Annotated in this window: 13 protein-coding genes and 2 pseudogenes; 5 read left to right on the top strand and 10 right to left on the bottom strand. The window is 72.4% G+C overall.

Annotated features, from left to right (window positions below; genetic code table 11):
• Nucleotides 1–58: 58 nt before the first annotated feature.
• Nucleotides 59–184, top strand: a pseudogene (locus IE109_RS34215) (DUF6624 domain-containing protein); the annotation flags it as partial.
• 100 nt (nucleotides 185–284) lie between these two features.
• Here IE109_RS34215 and tpg read toward each other — a convergent pair.
• From tpg to IE109_RS30645, 5 genes are all read right to left on the bottom strand, one after another.
• Nucleotides 285–842: a telomere-protecting terminal protein Tpg gene (gene tpg, locus IE109_RS30665; RefSeq protein ID WP_189554636.1), complete on the bottom strand. Its 558-nt coding sequence runs from the start codon at nucleotides 840–842 to the stop codon at nucleotides 285–287.
• A 12-nt stretch (nucleotides 843–854) separates the two neighbouring features.
• Complete coding sequence (gene tap, locus IE109_RS30660) at nucleotides 855–3,194, bottom strand: telomere-associated protein Tap (protein WP_189554635.1); 2,340 nt, start codon at nucleotides 3,192–3,194, stop codon at nucleotides 855–857.
• 164 nt (nucleotides 3,195–3,358) lie between these two features.
• Nucleotides 3,359–3,673 carry a YkvA family protein gene (locus tag IE109_RS30655; RefSeq protein WP_189554634.1) on the bottom strand — a complete coding sequence of 105 codons (315 nt, stop codon included), beginning with the start codon at nucleotides 3,671–3,673 and terminating at the stop codon, nucleotides 3,359–3,361.
• Nucleotides 3,674–3,715: 42 nt separating this feature from the next.
• On the bottom strand, nucleotides 3,716–4,153 hold the full coding sequence (locus tag IE109_RS30650; RefSeq protein ID WP_229891755.1) for a GvpU-like protein: 438 nt from the start codon (nucleotides 4,151–4,153) through the stop codon (nucleotides 3,716–3,718).
• 60 nt (nucleotides 4,154–4,213) lie between these two features.
• Nucleotides 4,214–4,468, bottom strand: coding sequence for a DUF5133 domain-containing protein (locus IE109_RS30645; protein ID WP_189554633.1), 255 nt, complete (start codon nucleotides 4,466–4,468; stop codon nucleotides 4,214–4,216).
• 120 nt (nucleotides 4,469–4,588) lie between these two features.
• Between IE109_RS30645 and IE109_RS30640 the strand changes: the two genes are divergently transcribed.
• Nucleotides 4,589–5,269: a DUF4230 domain-containing protein gene (locus IE109_RS30640; RefSeq protein WP_189554632.1), complete on the top strand. Its 681-nt coding sequence runs from the start codon at nucleotides 4,589–4,591 to the stop codon at nucleotides 5,267–5,269.
• Nucleotides 5,270–5,443: 174 nt separating this feature from the next.
• Here the strand turns inward: IE109_RS30640 and IE109_RS30635 are convergent, their stop codons facing one another.
• Nucleotides 5,444–6,589 (bottom strand): chitinase, encoded by a 1,146-nt coding sequence (locus IE109_RS30635; protein ID WP_189554631.1) that lies wholly within the window; start codon nucleotides 6,587–6,589, stop codon nucleotides 5,444–5,446.
• A gap of 49 nt (nucleotides 6,590–6,638) precedes the next feature.
• A pseudogene (locus IE109_RS30630) lies at nucleotides 6,639–7,229 on the bottom strand (lytic polysaccharide monooxygenase auxiliary activity family 9 protein).
• A 412-nt stretch (nucleotides 7,230–7,641) separates the two neighbouring features.
• On the opposite strand from IE109_RS30630, the gene IE109_RS30625 reads away from it, so the two are divergent.
• Nucleotides 7,642–7,866: a hypothetical protein gene (locus IE109_RS30625; protein WP_189554630.1), complete on the top strand. Its 225-nt coding sequence runs from the start codon at nucleotides 7,642–7,644 to the stop codon at nucleotides 7,864–7,866.
• 142 nt (nucleotides 7,867–8,008) lie between these two features.
• Here the strand turns inward: IE109_RS30625 and IE109_RS30620 are convergent, their stop codons facing one another.
• On the bottom strand, nucleotides 8,009–9,037 hold the full coding sequence (locus IE109_RS30620) for a saccharopine dehydrogenase family protein (protein ID WP_189554629.1): 1,029 nt from the start codon (nucleotides 9,035–9,037) through the stop codon (nucleotides 8,009–8,011).
• 311 nt (nucleotides 9,038–9,348) lie between these two features.
• Between IE109_RS30620 and IE109_RS30615 the strand changes: the two genes are divergently transcribed.
• On the top strand, nucleotides 9,349–10,488 hold the full coding sequence (locus IE109_RS30615; RefSeq protein WP_189554628.1) for a S1 family peptidase: 1,140 nt from the start codon (nucleotides 9,349–9,351) through the stop codon (nucleotides 10,486–10,488).
• Nucleotides 10,489–10,922: 434 nt separating this feature from the next.
• On the opposite strand, the gene IE109_RS30610 is transcribed toward IE109_RS30615, so the two are convergent.
• Both IE109_RS30610 and IE109_RS30605 read right to left on the bottom strand, forming a co-directional pair.
• Entirely contained in the window at nucleotides 10,923–12,218 is a 1,296-nt protein-coding gene (locus IE109_RS30610; protein WP_189554627.1) for a PP2C family protein-serine/threonine phosphatase, read from the bottom strand.
• 137 nt (nucleotides 12,219–12,355) lie between these two features.
• A complete protein-coding gene (locus IE109_RS30605; RefSeq protein ID WP_229891753.1) occupies nucleotides 12,356–13,456 on the bottom strand; it encodes a PP2C family protein-serine/threonine phosphatase in 1,101 nt (366 codons plus the stop codon).
• 117 nt (nucleotides 13,457–13,573) lie between these two features.
• On the opposite strand from IE109_RS30605, the gene IE109_RS30600 reads away from it, so the two are divergent.
• Entirely contained in the window at nucleotides 13,574–14,116 is a 543-nt protein-coding gene (locus tag IE109_RS30600) for a MarR family transcriptional regulator (RefSeq protein ID WP_189554625.1), read from the top strand.
• Nucleotides 14,117–14,428 lie beyond the last annotated feature (312 nt).

The following is a 14,428-nucleotide window of genomic DNA, read 5'->3' as shown; positions in this document are numbered from 1 at the left end:
GAAGGTCTCACGAACGAGGAGTGGACCCGGGGCTGCACCGCATCCACCCAAGTCCGGCCAGCACGCCGGGGTGAAGGACGGGGCGCCGGTTCCGTGGCCCTGTGAAGAGCCCGAGCACATGGACGAACTCCGTGCGGAAGCCGGCATCGAGCCCTTCGACGAGTACGTCGCCAAGTTCTCCATGGTCCGACACCCCGTTCCCAGTCGCACCCGGTGGATCACTGCCCGGCCTCACGTGCCGCGGGCGGTGATCCGCCGGACACCCTCCCCGGGGGCTCCGGACTCTAGAGGTCGAACTCCAGGTGTTCGACGTCCGTGAAGCGGACTTCTTCCAGGGAGCCGGCACGGCGGCCGCTGTCCTGGAAGTACACGTCGTGGAGCGCGTCGGCGGCGATCCGCCGCAGCTGCTGCTCGCCCGCGCCGGCGTCCTGGGCGTCGAAGAGGCGGGCGGCGTACTGCGGGGGGAGGGCGACGGTCAGGTGCCGGATGCGGGACTCGTCCGTCGAGCCGATCGGGGCGCTGTAGCCGAGGCGGGCACGGGTGTCGATGATGATGCCGCCGGTGGTCGCCGCCCTCTCCTTGGCCCTCGCCCGGATCTGCGGCTGCCACCGCTTCCTCACCTCGCGCTCCAGCCGCTCGGCGAGGTCCGGGCGCGGCTTTTTGATCTGGTTCCTCACGTACCGCTCGACGGTCCGCTGGGAGATGCGCAGCATCTGGGCGACGGCCCTGGTGCTCTTGAGCTGCTTGACCAGGTACCGCATCTGCGCGCCCGCCGACTTCGGCGTCGGGCGGGTGAACGCCTTCTCCACGGCGGCCTCCAGGCCGTCGGCGAACATGCTCATCGTCGCCTGCTCCTACTCGCCGTTGTCGGCGTCGGTGACGGTGCCGTCCTTGATGTACCGGGCGAGGTTGAGCTCGGGGGCGTCGAACCGCTCACGGACCTCCTCGCCCCACAGGACGCTCTGGGTCCCTTCGTGCTTGACCAGGCCAGGGTTGACGCCGAGCCTGAAGCCGCCGGGCAGCGGCTTGCCCTCCCGGTACGGCAGGAAGTCCAGCGGGGAGGGCCCGCCGGCCGCGTAGACGACGCAGTCGGAGAGGACCGCGACCGGGTACTGCCCGGTGAACGCCGCGTGCTTGACGATCTTACGGTGCAGGTTCACCCGGGTACGGGAGATGACCGCCGCCCGGATGTCCGGCCGCCACGTGGGGCGGGACAGCGCCCGCCACGCCTCACCCGGCCGCCAGCCCTCGCCCCGGGGCCGCTCGCGCAGCTTGCCCAGGCCGCCCTTGACCGTCGCCTTGATCGCCGCGACGACGATCGCCAGGTCCGGGTCACGCTCCTTGCACCCGTCCATCGCCGCCAGGAAGTCCGCCGGCGCCATGTCCGCGTGAACACCGAGGTCCGCCATCGTGGCGAGGTAGGCGTCGCGCAGCCGGTTGTACCAGGCGTCCAGGTAGCGGCCGTTGTCGTAGCGGACGTACGCCTCGACCGGCGCGACGTCGTAGCCCAGTTCCACCGCGTACGCGACGGTCGGAGTGGCGTACCAGGCCGGACCCTCGGGGCGCTCCCCCTTCGGCGTGAACGGGCTGGGCAGCAGGCTGGCGTCCAGCTCCGCCCACTCCTTGCCGACCTTCACGCGGGACAGGTCGACATGGGACAGGTCCACCAGCCAGGAGCCGGGCAGCTTGGGGTCGAACGCCGGGTTGCTGACGTGGGTGGGCGCGCCGAGGCCGACGACAAGGCCGTTGGCGCCGGCGGCGAAGGCCATGTTGACGTCGATGCCGACCAGGTGCCGCAGGGTGCACTCGGCGTCCGTCATCGGCCGAGCCCAGTCGTATGCCTCTTCGAACACCTTCTCCGCCGGGCCCCGGACATGGAAGCGCGGCAGCGCCTTGAGGAGCGGGTGCCCGTCGGGCGCCTCGCACGGCGCGCAGTCCACCGGTTCCTTGCCCAGGGAGCCGGGGTTGTGCTCGGAGTGCCGCTTCCCGGTCCGGTCGGGCTCGGAGGCGCGGGTCGGCGGGTGCAGCGCGGTCATCAGCTCCAGGCCGGTGACGGCCGTGGAGCCGCGCGGGGTCATCACCCGGGACGCGTACACGCCCAGGACGCGGGCGAGTTCGGCGGGCGGAAGCTGCGCGGCGTGGCCCCAGTGGCGGGAGTCCAGCGCGTTCCAGGACGGGATGCACAGTTGTACGCAGGCCCGCTCCGAGCCGGTCGCGGGGCGGTAGATCCGCGCCCACGGCCCGAACCCCCGCTTGGTGAGCTGCCATTCCGCGCGCGCGAGTTGCTTGACGACCTTGTGCCCCTCCGGCAGCCGCCCGGCGAGCCGTTCCTCGTCCGTCAGGGTGACCGGCAGTCCGTAGCGCTCCAGCGCGGCCTCGGTGAGCACGAGCAGCGGGTCGGCGTCCTTGCCCGGCCCGGAGAGCCTGGGCTGCCCGAGCCCGGCCTCCCTGAGCGTCCAGTCCACCAGGGCGGGGAGCGATCCGGCGGGCACGTCCAGGACCAGGCCGCCGGTGCAGTACGCCAGCACCCGGCCGTCGGGGCCGACGTCGACGACCGCCAGTGGCCCGTTGGCGAACCGCGGGTCGGCGCCGCGCGCCGGAGCGGCGGCGGGGGCCGCGGCGACGGGGGCGGAGGCTGCGGCCTTCTTCGCGCCGCCCGGGCGGCGCGGGGTCGAGGCCGGCCTTGGCGAGACCTGCCGGGTCGCGGCCGGCCTGGTCGTGGCCGGCCCGGTCGTGTTCGCCGGGCGCGGCGCGGCGGCCGGGGCGGGAGCAGCGGCGGAACCGGGCTGCGCCTTCCCTACGGCAACCACGGCGGGGGCCTCGGGGACCCGCTCCGGGGTCGCAGGCCGCGCCTCCGGCACCGGGACGACCGGACCGGTGAGCGCCTCGGGCTCCGACACGCCCTCGTCCTGGACGGCGGCGCCGGAAGGGGCAGGGGTGGGGGCGGGGGCGGGGGCGGGGTAGAGCTTGGCGAGCCCTTCGAGGAGACGCGCGTACGCGTCGCGCTCGGGCGGTCGCGGCTCCGTCTTCCCGGACTCCCAGCCGCTGACCGTGGCCCGTCGCACCTTCAGCGCGCCGGCCACCTCGTCGATCGTCAGACCGTGTGCCTTGCGCAGACGCCTTCGCTCCTCCGCCGGCGGCAGCGGGGAACGGGACGCGACCAGCGCGTCGACCGCCTCGAACAACTCGGACATGGATCACCTCCGCGCCCGCACTCTACCCCGCGAAGCGTACGAAGGGCGTTGATGAGCCGTACATATCGCGTACCGCTCCAGCGCGGGGTGCCGCGTCGCTGACCGCCGGGTGGTCGCTCCCGGTGTCCGGCAGGCATCCCGTCCCGGGCATCGCGCCGGGTGGTTCACACCGTGCTGTGGGGCGAGGGCGAAGGGGCCGGTGCCTTCTCGTGTTGCGCGAGTTCCGACCTGACCGACCGGAGGGCGATCAGCAGCATGCCGATGTCGTCGAGGAGGACGGGATCGGGCAGCAGGTCCACCGGGCAGAGCGCGTAGATGACGGCGCCCCAGATGAGCGTCTTGTTCTTCAGCGGGATGCCCGCCGAGCGCAGGCTGCGACGGGCCCTTGCCAACTTGACCAGGAGGAGGACGACCGTCACGAGAGTCGCCGCGACCGCGACGCCCGCGACGACGAGGACAATGGTCAGTTCCGAGCTCATCAGTGGCTCCCAGTCACCTTGGGGGTTCCCGGCCAGGTACCCCTACGACGGCGGTTTGCCGAGCGACCAGCCCAGGACGTCCGCCAGTCGTCCCCGCCACAGCGGCGCGCTCACCGGTGTTCCGCCGGCGACACTCGTGACCTCTCGCAGATGGATCCACCGGGGCAGGGGCGCCGCGTGGTCGCCCGAGAGCTCGTCCATCGTCTGGTCGACCAGCTCCGGCATCTGCGCGAGCAGGTGCGCGCCTTGCCCCTCGATGTGGCGCAGGCTCTGCGACCACTCGGCCTTCCACGCCTCGTGGGCGATCAGGTCGCCGTGGATGATGCCGCTGGGCAGGTGGAGCGTGACCGGCACGCTCGTACGGGGATTCCGGGTCACCAAGGTGCACAGCATCTGGAGCTGGACGTCGGCGACCTGCTCGGTCACGGTCGGGCCGGCGCCCCTGTGGACGCCCGTCGAGGCGTCCTGTTCGCCACTCACCCTGCGCTCCTCCTCATTTCGTGTCGGCCGGAACCAGCGCGGCACGCGGTACGGCACGGGTCAAGCGGCGGTCGCCACGTCCACCGTAGCCCCGGACGCCTCCGCCGGTCGCCGCCGCGGTGGGCGGGTGAGCATCGTGTCGGCGATCGCGAGAGCGTCGTCGATCGTCCGGGCGCCGGTCATGGCGCACAGCTCGCGACTGATCCGGTCGAGTTCTCGGCGCATGGCCGGGACCTCGCGGTACGACAGCGCGATGCGCACATCGGCGAATCGCGCGAGGGCCTCTCTCAGCTCACGCGCAGCGGGTACGAGCACGGTGACGTCCTTCCCGAACGGCTGGTCGCGTCCATATGCCCCGCATCGCCGCCGGCACACCTGCCGGTTCGCGGGAGGTTTCCCGGGAGTGTTCATGCACGGTCCGGGCACCAGCGGCTTGTGGAGACTCTCGACGAAACTCCCCGGCGCTCGCCGGCGCCCCGCCGCACGCGCTGGAGCCGCCCGGTCACGGTTCTGGCCCTACTGGTCTCGCTCGTGCTCCTGTTCGTGCTGGCGGGGAGCCTCGGCTTGACGCGCGGCCTCGGCGGCCTGCTCGGCGAGGAGACGAAGGACCATTCGGGGCCCGCGCTGCTGAAGTCCATCCAGGACATGAGCCGGTACGAGGGTGCGGTGGGCACCTTCCAGATCGTCGTCGACCTGGAGAAGGACGCGAAGTACCTCCCGGACGCCCTGCGCGGCACCCGCACGCTGTACGTGGCTGCCGGCACGGTCGGGGCGTACGTCGACCTGGGAAGGGCCGGACCGCAGAGCGTGGTCGTGGACGAGGACCGCACCTCCGCCACGCTGCGTCTCCCCCACGCCCGGCTCGGCCCGTCGGCGCTGGACCCGGAGCGGTCGTACGCCGTGTCCAAGCAGCGGGGCCTTCTGGATCGCCTCGGCGACCTGTTCTCCGACAACCCCGCCGACGAGCGCGCCGTGCACCGTCTTGCCGCCCAGCGCATCAAGGAGGCGGCCGGGGCGAGCGGGCTGATCGCGAGGGCGGAGAAGAACACGACGACCATGCTGGAGGGCCTGCTGCGCTCGCTGGGCTTCCGGACGGTACGCGTCGTCTACACCTGACGTCCGGCTGGCCGAGCGGCGACGACGTGGCGGTCGCCCCGACCCGGTGACACGTACGCGCTGCACCGTGTGCACCGTTGCGCGGCCGGGAACGCACCCACGCCCCCTCCCCCGCCGCACGCTGTCCCGCGTCCCGTTCATCCGTCCTCCTCAGCACGGGCGGGCGGCGGGGGTTCAGCGCTGTTGGAGTGCCCTGACGTTGTCGCCGAAGGTCCAGCCGCGTGAGCCGTCCCAGTTGATCGACCAGGTCATCAGGCCCTTCAGCCTGCCGCCATAGGCGTTCCATGCCTGCGCGACCTGGGAGGGCGCCATGTGGCCGCCCCCGGCGCCCGGTTGGGCGGGCAGTCCGGGGACCTGCTTGTCGAGGGGGACCCTGATCGTGGTGCCCTGCACGGTGAGGCCCCGGTCCAGGCAGTCGGTCTGGGAGGTGAAGCCGCGCACGGTGCCCGCCTCGTAGGAGTCGCCGGAACATCCGTACATGCTGCCGTTGTAGTACTGCATGTTGAGCCACCACAGCCGGCCGTTGTCGGCGTACTTCTTGACGACCGGCAGGTAGGCGCCCCAGATCGAGCCGTAGACCACGCTGCCGCCGGTCACGTACGCCGTCTCCGGAGCCATGGTGAGACCGAAGCCGGGCGGCATGGCGGCGAGTACGCCGTCGATGATCCGGATCAGGTTGCTCTGGGACGGCGAGAGCCTCTTGATGTCGCCGCTGCCGACCAGGCCGGTCTCGATGTCGATGTCGATGCCGTCGAAGTTGTTCGCCTTGAGGATGGGGACGACGGTCTGCACGAACCGGTCGGCGACGGCGGCCGAGCCGAGGTCGATGCCGGCGGTGGCTCCGCCGATGGAGAGCAGCACGGTCAGTCCGGCCTCCTTGGCCTGGCACACCTCGGCCGGGGTGGGCACGCGCACGGTGGCGTCCATGCCGTCCTCCCACAGCACGGTGCCGTCGGACCGGATGACCGGGAAGGCCGCGGTGACCACGTTGTAGCCGTGGGCACGGATGCGGGTGTCGGTGAGCGGCGTCCATCCGAACGGCGGATGGACGCCGTTGGCGGCGCCGTCCCAGTTCTCCCAGTAGCCCTGGAGCACCTTGCCCTGGGGGCGCGGCTTGGTCGCGCATGTGGCGGCGGAGGCGGAGGAGCGGGTGGGCGGAGCCTCGGCGGTCGCCCGGGCCTCCGGGGCGGCGCCGAGCAGCCCGAGGGCGAGGGCGGTGACCGCGAGGCCGGCCGCCGCCGGCCGCAGGGTGCGTGTGCCGCCGCCGGCCCGAGGTGCCCTCGGTGACGGTGTCCGCCTGATGCGCCCGAATCCGAACATGGGTGTCTCCCTTCCAGGGTCCGGTCTGCGGTTCGCTGCGGGGTCCGGCTCAGAACCGCACGTCGGAGCAGGCGTAGAAGGCGTTGCCGGTGTCGGCGATGTTCCAGACGCCGAGGATGAGGTGACGACCGGTCTTGTGCGGCAGCACCCCGGTGTGGCTGACCGTGGATCCGGGGAGCCGGCCGCCGAAGGGCACCGTCAGGAAGGGCTGCGGATCGAGGTCGGCCCTTGTCAGCGGCTTGGTGGGGTCCCAGCCGTCCTTGGTGACGTAGTAACGGAAGTCGGTGGTGGCGTGGCGTGCGCTGATCCGCCAGACGAAGGTGTGGTTCTAGCCCGCCGCCAGGGCGGTGGCGGGCCATGCGCCGCCGCGCGGGTCGTCCAGTTCGGAGAAGCGGCCGTTGCCGCCCGCGCAGATGCGTCCGTCCGCCGGGCCGCGGGTGGGGAAGCCCTTGGGCCCCTCCACGCTGGGCGGCTCCCACTGGATCTGGCCGCAGCCACGGACGGTGCCGTTGCCGCACAACTGCTGCCGGCTGACGGGCGAGTCGGTGTAGCCGTGGCCCTGGGCGGTGCCGGCGGTGGCGAGGAAGGTGCCGCCGAGCAGCCCGAGGCCGACGAGTAACGAGGTGAGCTTCCGCTGCATGGTGCGCTCCCGAGGTCCTGGTGTTCCGGTGAGGAGCGGACGTGGTCCCGCGACGCGCTGCCGGTGGAGCGACAGGGGGTGGGGGCGGCAGGGCAGGGATGATCCGGTGGACGACGGCCGCTGCGGTCTAGACCAAGTGTGAGGCTAGACCCGCTGATTGGACATGTCCATACCAATTCACGGTCGGGCCGAGGCGACCGGGCGGCGCATGTCCGGCCGGGGGCCCGCACGGATCGGCGCCTGCGCCGGCCACGCCGACCGGGCTTCGCGCGTGGCGCAGTCGGTCCTGCGGACCCCCGCCCTGCTCGCCCGCTTCCTGGAGCGTCAGGCGCAGTGGCGGGAGGAGCCGGCCGCGGAGGTGGCCGATCGCCCTCGACCGCGAGACGCACCTGTACCCGAACCTGGCCGCCGGATGACGCTGACCGCCTTCCACACCGTGCTCCAGCGGTGGAGCGACACCGACGGCATGACGGACCCCGCGCGACCGACCGACGACTCCTTCGCCGTCCTCGCGCCGGCCCCGGCCGCGGTCACGGCCCCGGCCGCGGACGCGTCCGCCGAGGGGCCACGCCTCGACCCTTCGCCCTCCTGGCACATAGCGATCGGCTCACCGCTGGCCGAGTCCGTGCCCTTGTGACACGCAGGGCCCTCGACCGGGCGATGACCGGTCCGCGGGGGCGTGCCGGCGGGCGGGGCCGCCGGGCCGGTCGCGGCTTTCGCTCCGGGCCGGGTACCCGCCCGGCGCGCCGGCGGGCCGGCCCCGAGGCACCGGCTCTCGGCTACGAGCGCAGCTCCAGGGCGATGTGCGGGGACAGCGCGCGCAGGAAGTCGGGCGCGTCGAAGATCTTGCCCGCCGAGGCGACCCCCACCGCGCGGGTCCGCCCCGACAGGACGCGGTCGACCGCTTCGACCACCAAAGGCGCGGTGACCGCGTAGATGTCCTGACCCCGCGCCACGGCACGCCGTTCCTCGTCGCCGGAGCGCACGACGACGTCGACCAGGAAGGTCTGGGCCGATCGCCCCTGCTCGTCGACCGCGGCCGGCGCCGGCGCGTCCTCGGCCACGACGTCGCGGGCCGCCTCGACGGTCATGTAGGTGCGCACTTCGGGGATCGGCAGGTGGCTGGGTACGGTCACGACGTCGGCCATGGTGAACTCCGCGATCACGGGGCGCGGGCCCATGGGCGCGGGGAAGTCCCAGTCCTGGGTCGGCGCGGCGTCGTCGCGGTGCTCCAGCCGCCCGTTGGCGTAGCGGACGCGCCGGCCGCCCCGCCGCCGCCGGGACACCGCGCCCGCCGAGCGCGTACCGGCGGTGGGGTGCCAGTGGCTCAACCCGTACGCGACGTGCGCCTCGTCGGCGCCGGTCCAGTCGCCCATGGCCGCCGTGACGAGCAGGTCGCCGAACCCGCCGAAGAAGGCCATCGCCGGGACGATCACCGCACGCGCGTCCGCCGCACGCTCCGCGAAGCGCGCGAAGGTGTCGGCGTTGGCCTCGATCTCGGCCGCCACGTCCAGGTACGGCACCCCGGCCCGCAGGGCCGCCTCGATCACCGGGGCGGCCGTCGTGGCGAAGGGACCGGCGCAGTTGATCACGGCGGCCGCGCCGGCCAGCGCGCGGTCGAGCGCCAGTGGGTCGTCGACCGGCGCCGGACGGGCGTTCAGCCCCGTCTCGTACGCCAGGTCCTTAAGCCTGCCCGCATCGCGGCCGACCAGGACCGGCACGAATCCACGTCTCGTCAGCTCCGCCACCACGAAGCGTCCCGTGTGTCCGTAAGCGCCGTACACCGCCACCGTCTTGTTCGATTCCATGGGTGCTCCCCCGAGTTGCTCCGTCGTGAGCTGGTATCCGTCCTGACCATCCTGGTCGCGATCAGCCCCTCGGACGAGCGGCGGAAACGACACGCCACGCACACTTTCGGACACGCCCCTGGCGACGGGCACCGCAGAAGCGGGGGCGGAGGCGGGACCGTACGCGTGCGCGGGAGGGCGACTGGCGCGGTCGCACCCCCGCGATGGTATGGACCTGACAAGTCGACCCGACTAGCCTGGCGGCGTTGAGAGCGCTCTCACGACTGTTGGGCCGACGACCGCCGGCCCCCCCGTCGTCCATCGGAGGAATCATGAGACGCCTGACCGTCCTGCGTGCCGCCGCCGCGGCGTTACTCCTCACCGCCGCCCTGAGCGGCACCGGTCCCCAGGCCGCCGCCGGGACCCCGGACACCATCCGGCCGGCCGCGGCCGGCCTCATCGACGGCATGCGCCTCGACCTGGGGCTGACCCGGCAACAGGCCGAGCGGCGGCTGCTGGCCGAGCGCACCGCGATGGCGGTCGACGAGCGGGCGCGGAGCGCCGCCGGACCGGCGTACGGCGGCTCCTGGTTCGACCCGGCGAAGGGGCGCCTCGTCGTCGCCCTCACCGACCGCGCGAAGGCCGCGGAGGTGAAGGCGCTCGGCGCGGAGACCCGGCTCGTGCGGTACGGCGCGGCCCTCCTCGACCGCGTCAAGAGCCGGCTCGACGCCCTGCGCGCGCCCGCCGGGGTGGCCGGCTGGCACGTCGACCCCCGGGCCGACCGCGTCGTCGTCACCGTGGTGCGCGCCGACCGGGACGGCCCCGCCGTTCGGGCCTTCCTCGAACGGGCCCGCCTGACCGGGCCGGTCACGGTCACCGAGACGGAACGCGCCCCGGTCACGTACGCGGCGGGCACCGTCGGCGGCGACCCGTACTACACCGGCAACGTCCGCTGTTCCATCGGCTTCTCCGTGCACGGGGGCTTCGTCACCGCCGGCCACTGCGGTCGCGCCGGGGCCGCCGTGCGCGGCTGGGACGGGTCCGCGATGGGGACGTTCCAGGGTTCCTCCTTCCCCGGTGACGACTACGCGTACGTGAGCATCCACAGCGGTTGGTGGACGGTCCCGGTGGTGCTCGGCTGGGGCACGGTGCCGGACCGCCTGGTGCGCGGTTCGGCCGAGGCGCCCGTCGGCGCCTCCGTCTGCCGGTCGGGCTCGACGACGCGGTGGCACTGCGGCACCGTGCTGGCGAAGAACGAGACCGTCAACTACAGCCAGGGCGCGGTGCACCAGATGACCAAGACCAGTGTGTGCGCCGAGGGCGGCGACTCGGGTGGGTCCTTCATCAGCGGTGACCAGGCCCAGGGCGTCACCTCCGGCGGGTGGGGCAACTGCTCCTCCGGCGGTGAGACGTGGTTCCAGCCCGTCAACGAGATCCTCGGGCGCTACGGCCTCCGGCTCCACACCGCCTGACCGGGCGACCGGCCGCCGGCCGCGCGCCAGCGGCCGGCTCGCCCGGCGGCCGGCTCGCCTCCCCACGCCTGACGCGGGGTGGGACCCGGCCGCCGGCGGGAAGGGACGGACGGGGCCTTCCCCACGGTGGAGGGCGGGCGGGAGGTCGTCCGCCGCGCCCGCGTCAGCGCGGAGTTCCGCGCCTTCGCCGGGGGCGGCACCAGTCCGGTGACGCTCTGGCTGCGTGGCCTGGTGCGCCGGGCCCACGCCGCGTGCGGAGGGCCGGGGGTGGGGCGATCGGTCTGTGCTTCACCGGCGACTCAGGCATCGCCGTCGTCCCGGTGAGGGCGGGACAGCGCGCCGAGGAGTAGCACCCGACCGGGTGACGGTACGTCGGTCGCCCCGTTCCCGGCCGCGCGTGGGTGGCCGGCGCCCGCCCCCTGGCGGCGCGCCCGCTACGAGGCGGGGACGCGCGCGGCGAGGAGGGCGATGTCGTCGGCGTGGTCGGTGGTCATGCCGGTGAGCAACTCGTCGCAGAAGGTGTCGAGTTGTTCGCGCGCGAGTGCCGCCGCGTGCTGTCGCAGCCGGGTCATGCCATGGGTGAGGTCCTCGCCCCGGCGCTCGATCAGCCCGTCGGTGTACATCAGCAGGGTGGAACGGGCGGGCAGGGTCTCGGTGGCGTGGCCGCGCGGGCTGTGGGGGTCGACCCCGAGGAGCAGGCCACGGCCGCCTTCGAGGTAGCGGGTGTCGCCCTCGTGGGTGATGAGCAGCGCCGGCGGGTGGCCCGCGCTGGAGTAGGTGACCGCCCAGGCTCCGCCGTCGTCCTGGTCGAGGAGGGCGTACAGGCAGGTGGCGGTGGCATGGGGGTAGAGCGACTGGTGAGCGAGGTCGAGGCGGCGCAGGATGTGGCCCGGTGGCTCCTGGCGGTCGCACCCGATGCCGCGCAGCATGTTGCGCAGCTGGCTCATGGTGATCGCGGCGCGCAGGTCGTGTCCGGTGACGTCACCCATGATCATGGTCGTGCTGCCGTTGGGCAGGCGGAAGCTGTCGTACCAGTCGCCGCCCACTTCGGCGGTGGTGGCGGCGGGTGCGTAGCGGGCGGCCAGCCGCAGCGGGCCGGTCTGGGGCAGGGTGGGCAGCAGGGAGCGCTGGAGGCGCTCGGCGATGTGCTGGGTCTCGCGGTGCAACCGGGCGTTGTCCACGCCGAGGGCGACGCGGTGTGTCAGGTCCTCGACCATGGCGAGGTCGTCGGGGGTGAGCGGGGCGCGGTCGGCGGAGCGGCCGATGGTCAGGGCCCCGAGGACCTGCCGGCGTGCGCGTACCGGGGCCACGACGGCGGTATGGGTGCCGAGCTGCTCGAACAGTTCGAGCTGACGCGCGTGCAACGGGTCGGCGGCCTCGTGGGGTCCGGGGATGTCGGCGGCGGTCAGGAGCAGGGGGCCGGCCCCGCCGAGCACGCGTGACAGTGGGCCGACGGGCTTCTCGGGGATGTCCGGCAGCAGGCCGGTCAGTCCGCCGACCGGCAGAGTTCCGGGATCGCGGTGGACGACGCTGACCCGGCGCGGACGGCCGTCGTCCTCGATCAGGTCGACCGCACACCAGTCGGCCAACTGGGGGACGAGGATGCGGCACACCCGCCGTACCGCGGCATAGGGGTCGAGCGTGCTCGTCATGGCGGTGGTGGTCTCCGCCAGGAGGGTCAGCCGGTCCAGCGCCCGCTGGACCACCTGGTCCACCTCGAAATCGTCCATCCCTGCTCCTTCCGGCCCGCCGTCGGACTCGTCGGGCGCCAGTGGCTACGGCTACGCTTCCCCTCGCTCCGCGCCGAGTACCTGCCCCGACTGGCAACAGCCCGTGGCCGGCGCCGGCCCGGCGGGGCGTCGGTCCGTCACGGCCGGCCGTGCCAGTCGAGGCACACGACCATGGCGTCGTCGGAGGCGTCGGCAGGGGCGCGATGGCCGACCAGTTCCTGGAGGATGGCGCGGGGGACCTGGGAAGGGGGGAGCAGCCGGGTGCCAAGGATGGCACGGGCCAGGGCCTTCTCGCTGTAACGTTCCCCGGCCGCGGAGGCGACGTCGTAGACCCCGTCGCTGATGAAGAGGAGCCGGTCGCCGGGCTGGGTCCGGAAATGCTGTGTGGTGTAGTGGGTGTCTTCGAACATTCCGAGCGGCAATTGCGCTTCGCATTCGATCTCTTCGGGTTTTCCCTGCCGCAGGAGCCACATTTTCGGGGACCCCGCGTCGATGATCTGTGTCTCGCCGGTGGCGAGGTCGAAACGCAGCAGCAAGGTGGAGAGATGGGCCCGTCCCCGGTAATGACCGTAAATGGCCTGGTCGGCCAGATATGCCTGGTCCGCTAGGGACAGGCCGCCGCGGCGGGCATTGCGCAGGGCGTTGACGGCGAGGTTGGTGAGCAGGGCGGCCTCGATGCCCGCTCCCATGCCGTTGGTCACGGTCAGGGTGAGGTGATCGGCGGTGCTGGACCAGTCGAAGTTGTCCCCGAAGATCCCGTAGGCGGGTTCGAGCTGCGCGCCGATCTCGTACTCGGGCCGGGCGCAGGACCGGCCGGGCAGCAGTTGCCACTGCATCTCGGCGGCGAGCGTGAGCCGGCTGGCGCGGCGGGCCTGGAGGTACAGGTCGGTGTCCCGTTCGGCGACGACGATGGCGTGCCCGAGGATTTCGGCGATGTCCTGTAGTTCTTGGGGTGATTCCGAGGAGAAGTGTTCGAGCCGCAGGCGTACGGCAAGGACTCCCAGGCGGTCTCCGCGCACACTGACGGGCAGGTGCACCGTCACGTGGCCGGCGTGCGCGTCGGTTTCGACGTACGGCTGCTGGGAACTGAACGCACGGCCGGACGGGCTGCCGTTCACCGGAATCGGCCCGGTGGTGTAAGAGAGCGCCTGGAGCGGTTGCAGTATGGTCATCGCGTAGTCCGCCATGAGGAGGTCGACGGAGATCGCCGCGAAGTCTTCGGTGATCGCCTTTCGCACCACTTCGAGAAGAGCGTGGGGCTCTGCTCGGCGCAATGCGCGTTCGACCCTGGATCTGCCCACCGTCGGTTACCGCCTGTTCGGGGAGAGAGAAGCAAAGGAGGGGGACGGACTCTGATGCCGCAGCATCTGACCGGACTGTCGAGTGCCGTATCGCAGGGCACACGTTCTCAGGGGTCCGCCGGCGCCGACCGGGAGATTGCCGCACGGGAAGCCCGGGAAGTGGCTGATCTGTTTGAACTGCTGTGCAGTCGCAGCCGGGACGAAGTGGCGACAGCGCCGGTTTCATCGTCGCAGCTGAAGGTTCTGTACGTATTGGATCAGCACGAGGGCATCAATCTCAGAACGCTGGGCGAGGTACTCGGATCGGCCCCTTCATCCATCAGCCGTATGTGCGACCGGCTTCAGGCGCTGGGCTTCATCGAGCGCTCACTCAGTTCGGCCAGTCGCCGCGAGTTGCAGTTGCGGCTGACCGCCCAGGGAGCGAGCTACCTTTCCGACCTGCGGGCCCGGCGCGAGACCATGTTGGCGGAGGTCATGGCATCCATGACGCCAACGGCCAGAGCGGCTCTCGTCCAGGGCCTGATCGGCTTCCGGCGCGCCGCGAACGGTTTCCCTTCCCGGACCGAGGGTTCCGGCGGTGTGACGGAGACCGCTTGACCGGCGTCGGCCGCGGGGGGACTGCCTGTGCAACGTTCACCATTCCTTCTGTCAGTGCCACCACCGGATCGCACCCGACTCGACCTGCCACGGCGCTGGGGTCAGGTTCTTGCCTGGGTGCCGCCGTTGTCAAACGACAAGTATTGCCGTACGGCAAGGGTTCTGTCCCAAGCATGGCACATTGATCATGGACCGCCGCGCCGCCCCCGCCCGGCCTCTGACGGGCGGTCGACTCCCCCGCGCCCCGTACCCCCCCGTTATCTTCTTCGCGGTCCTGCAAGAGGGCCGCTGGCCTCCGGGCCCGGCATGACT

It is taken from the genome of Streptomyces lavendofoliae (assembly GCF_014649735.1).
Lineage (GTDB): Bacteria > Actinomycetota > Actinomycetes > Streptomycetales > Streptomycetaceae > Streptomyces > Streptomyces lavendofoliae.
The sequence above is the reverse complement of the archived record's forward strand: the minus strand, read 5'-3'. Positions and strand labels throughout refer to the sequence as shown.

What these genes read in the sequence shown, in the direction of transcription:
- tpg (WP_189554636.1), bottom strand. Translation starts at nt 842, where the DNA reads ATGAGCATGTTCGCCGACGGCCTGGAGGCCGCCGTGGAGAAGGCGTTC.
- tap (WP_189554635.1), bottom strand. Translation starts at nt 3,194, where the DNA reads ATGTCCGAGTTGTTCGAGGCGGTCGACGCGCTGGTCGCGTCCCGTTCC.
- IE109_RS30655 (WP_189554634.1), bottom strand. Translation starts at nt 3,673, where the DNA reads ATGAGCTCGGAACTGACCATTGTCCTCGTCGTCGCGGGCGTCGCGGTC.
- IE109_RS30635 (WP_189554631.1), bottom strand. Translation starts at nt 6,589, where the DNA reads ATGTTCGGATTCGGGCGCATCAGGCGGACACCGTCACCGAGGGCACCT.
- IE109_RS30625 (WP_189554630.1), top strand. Translation starts at nt 7,642, where the DNA reads ATGACGCTGACCGCCTTCCACACCGTGCTCCAGCGGTGGAGCGACACC.
- IE109_RS30620 (WP_189554629.1), bottom strand. Translation starts at nt 9,037, where the DNA reads ATGGAATCGAACAAGACGGTGGCGGTGTACGGCGCTTACGGACACACG.
- IE109_RS30615 (WP_189554628.1), top strand. Translation starts at nt 9,349, where the DNA reads ATGAGACGCCTGACCGTCCTGCGTGCCGCCGCCGCGGCGTTACTCCTC.
- IE109_RS30610 (WP_189554627.1), bottom strand. Translation starts at nt 12,218, where the DNA reads ATGGACGATTTCGAGGTGGACCAGGTGGTCCAGCGGGCGCTGGACCGG.
- IE109_RS30600 (WP_189554625.1), top strand. Translation starts at nt 13,574, where the DNA reads ATGCCGCAGCATCTGACCGGACTGTCGAGTGCCGTATCGCAGGGCACA.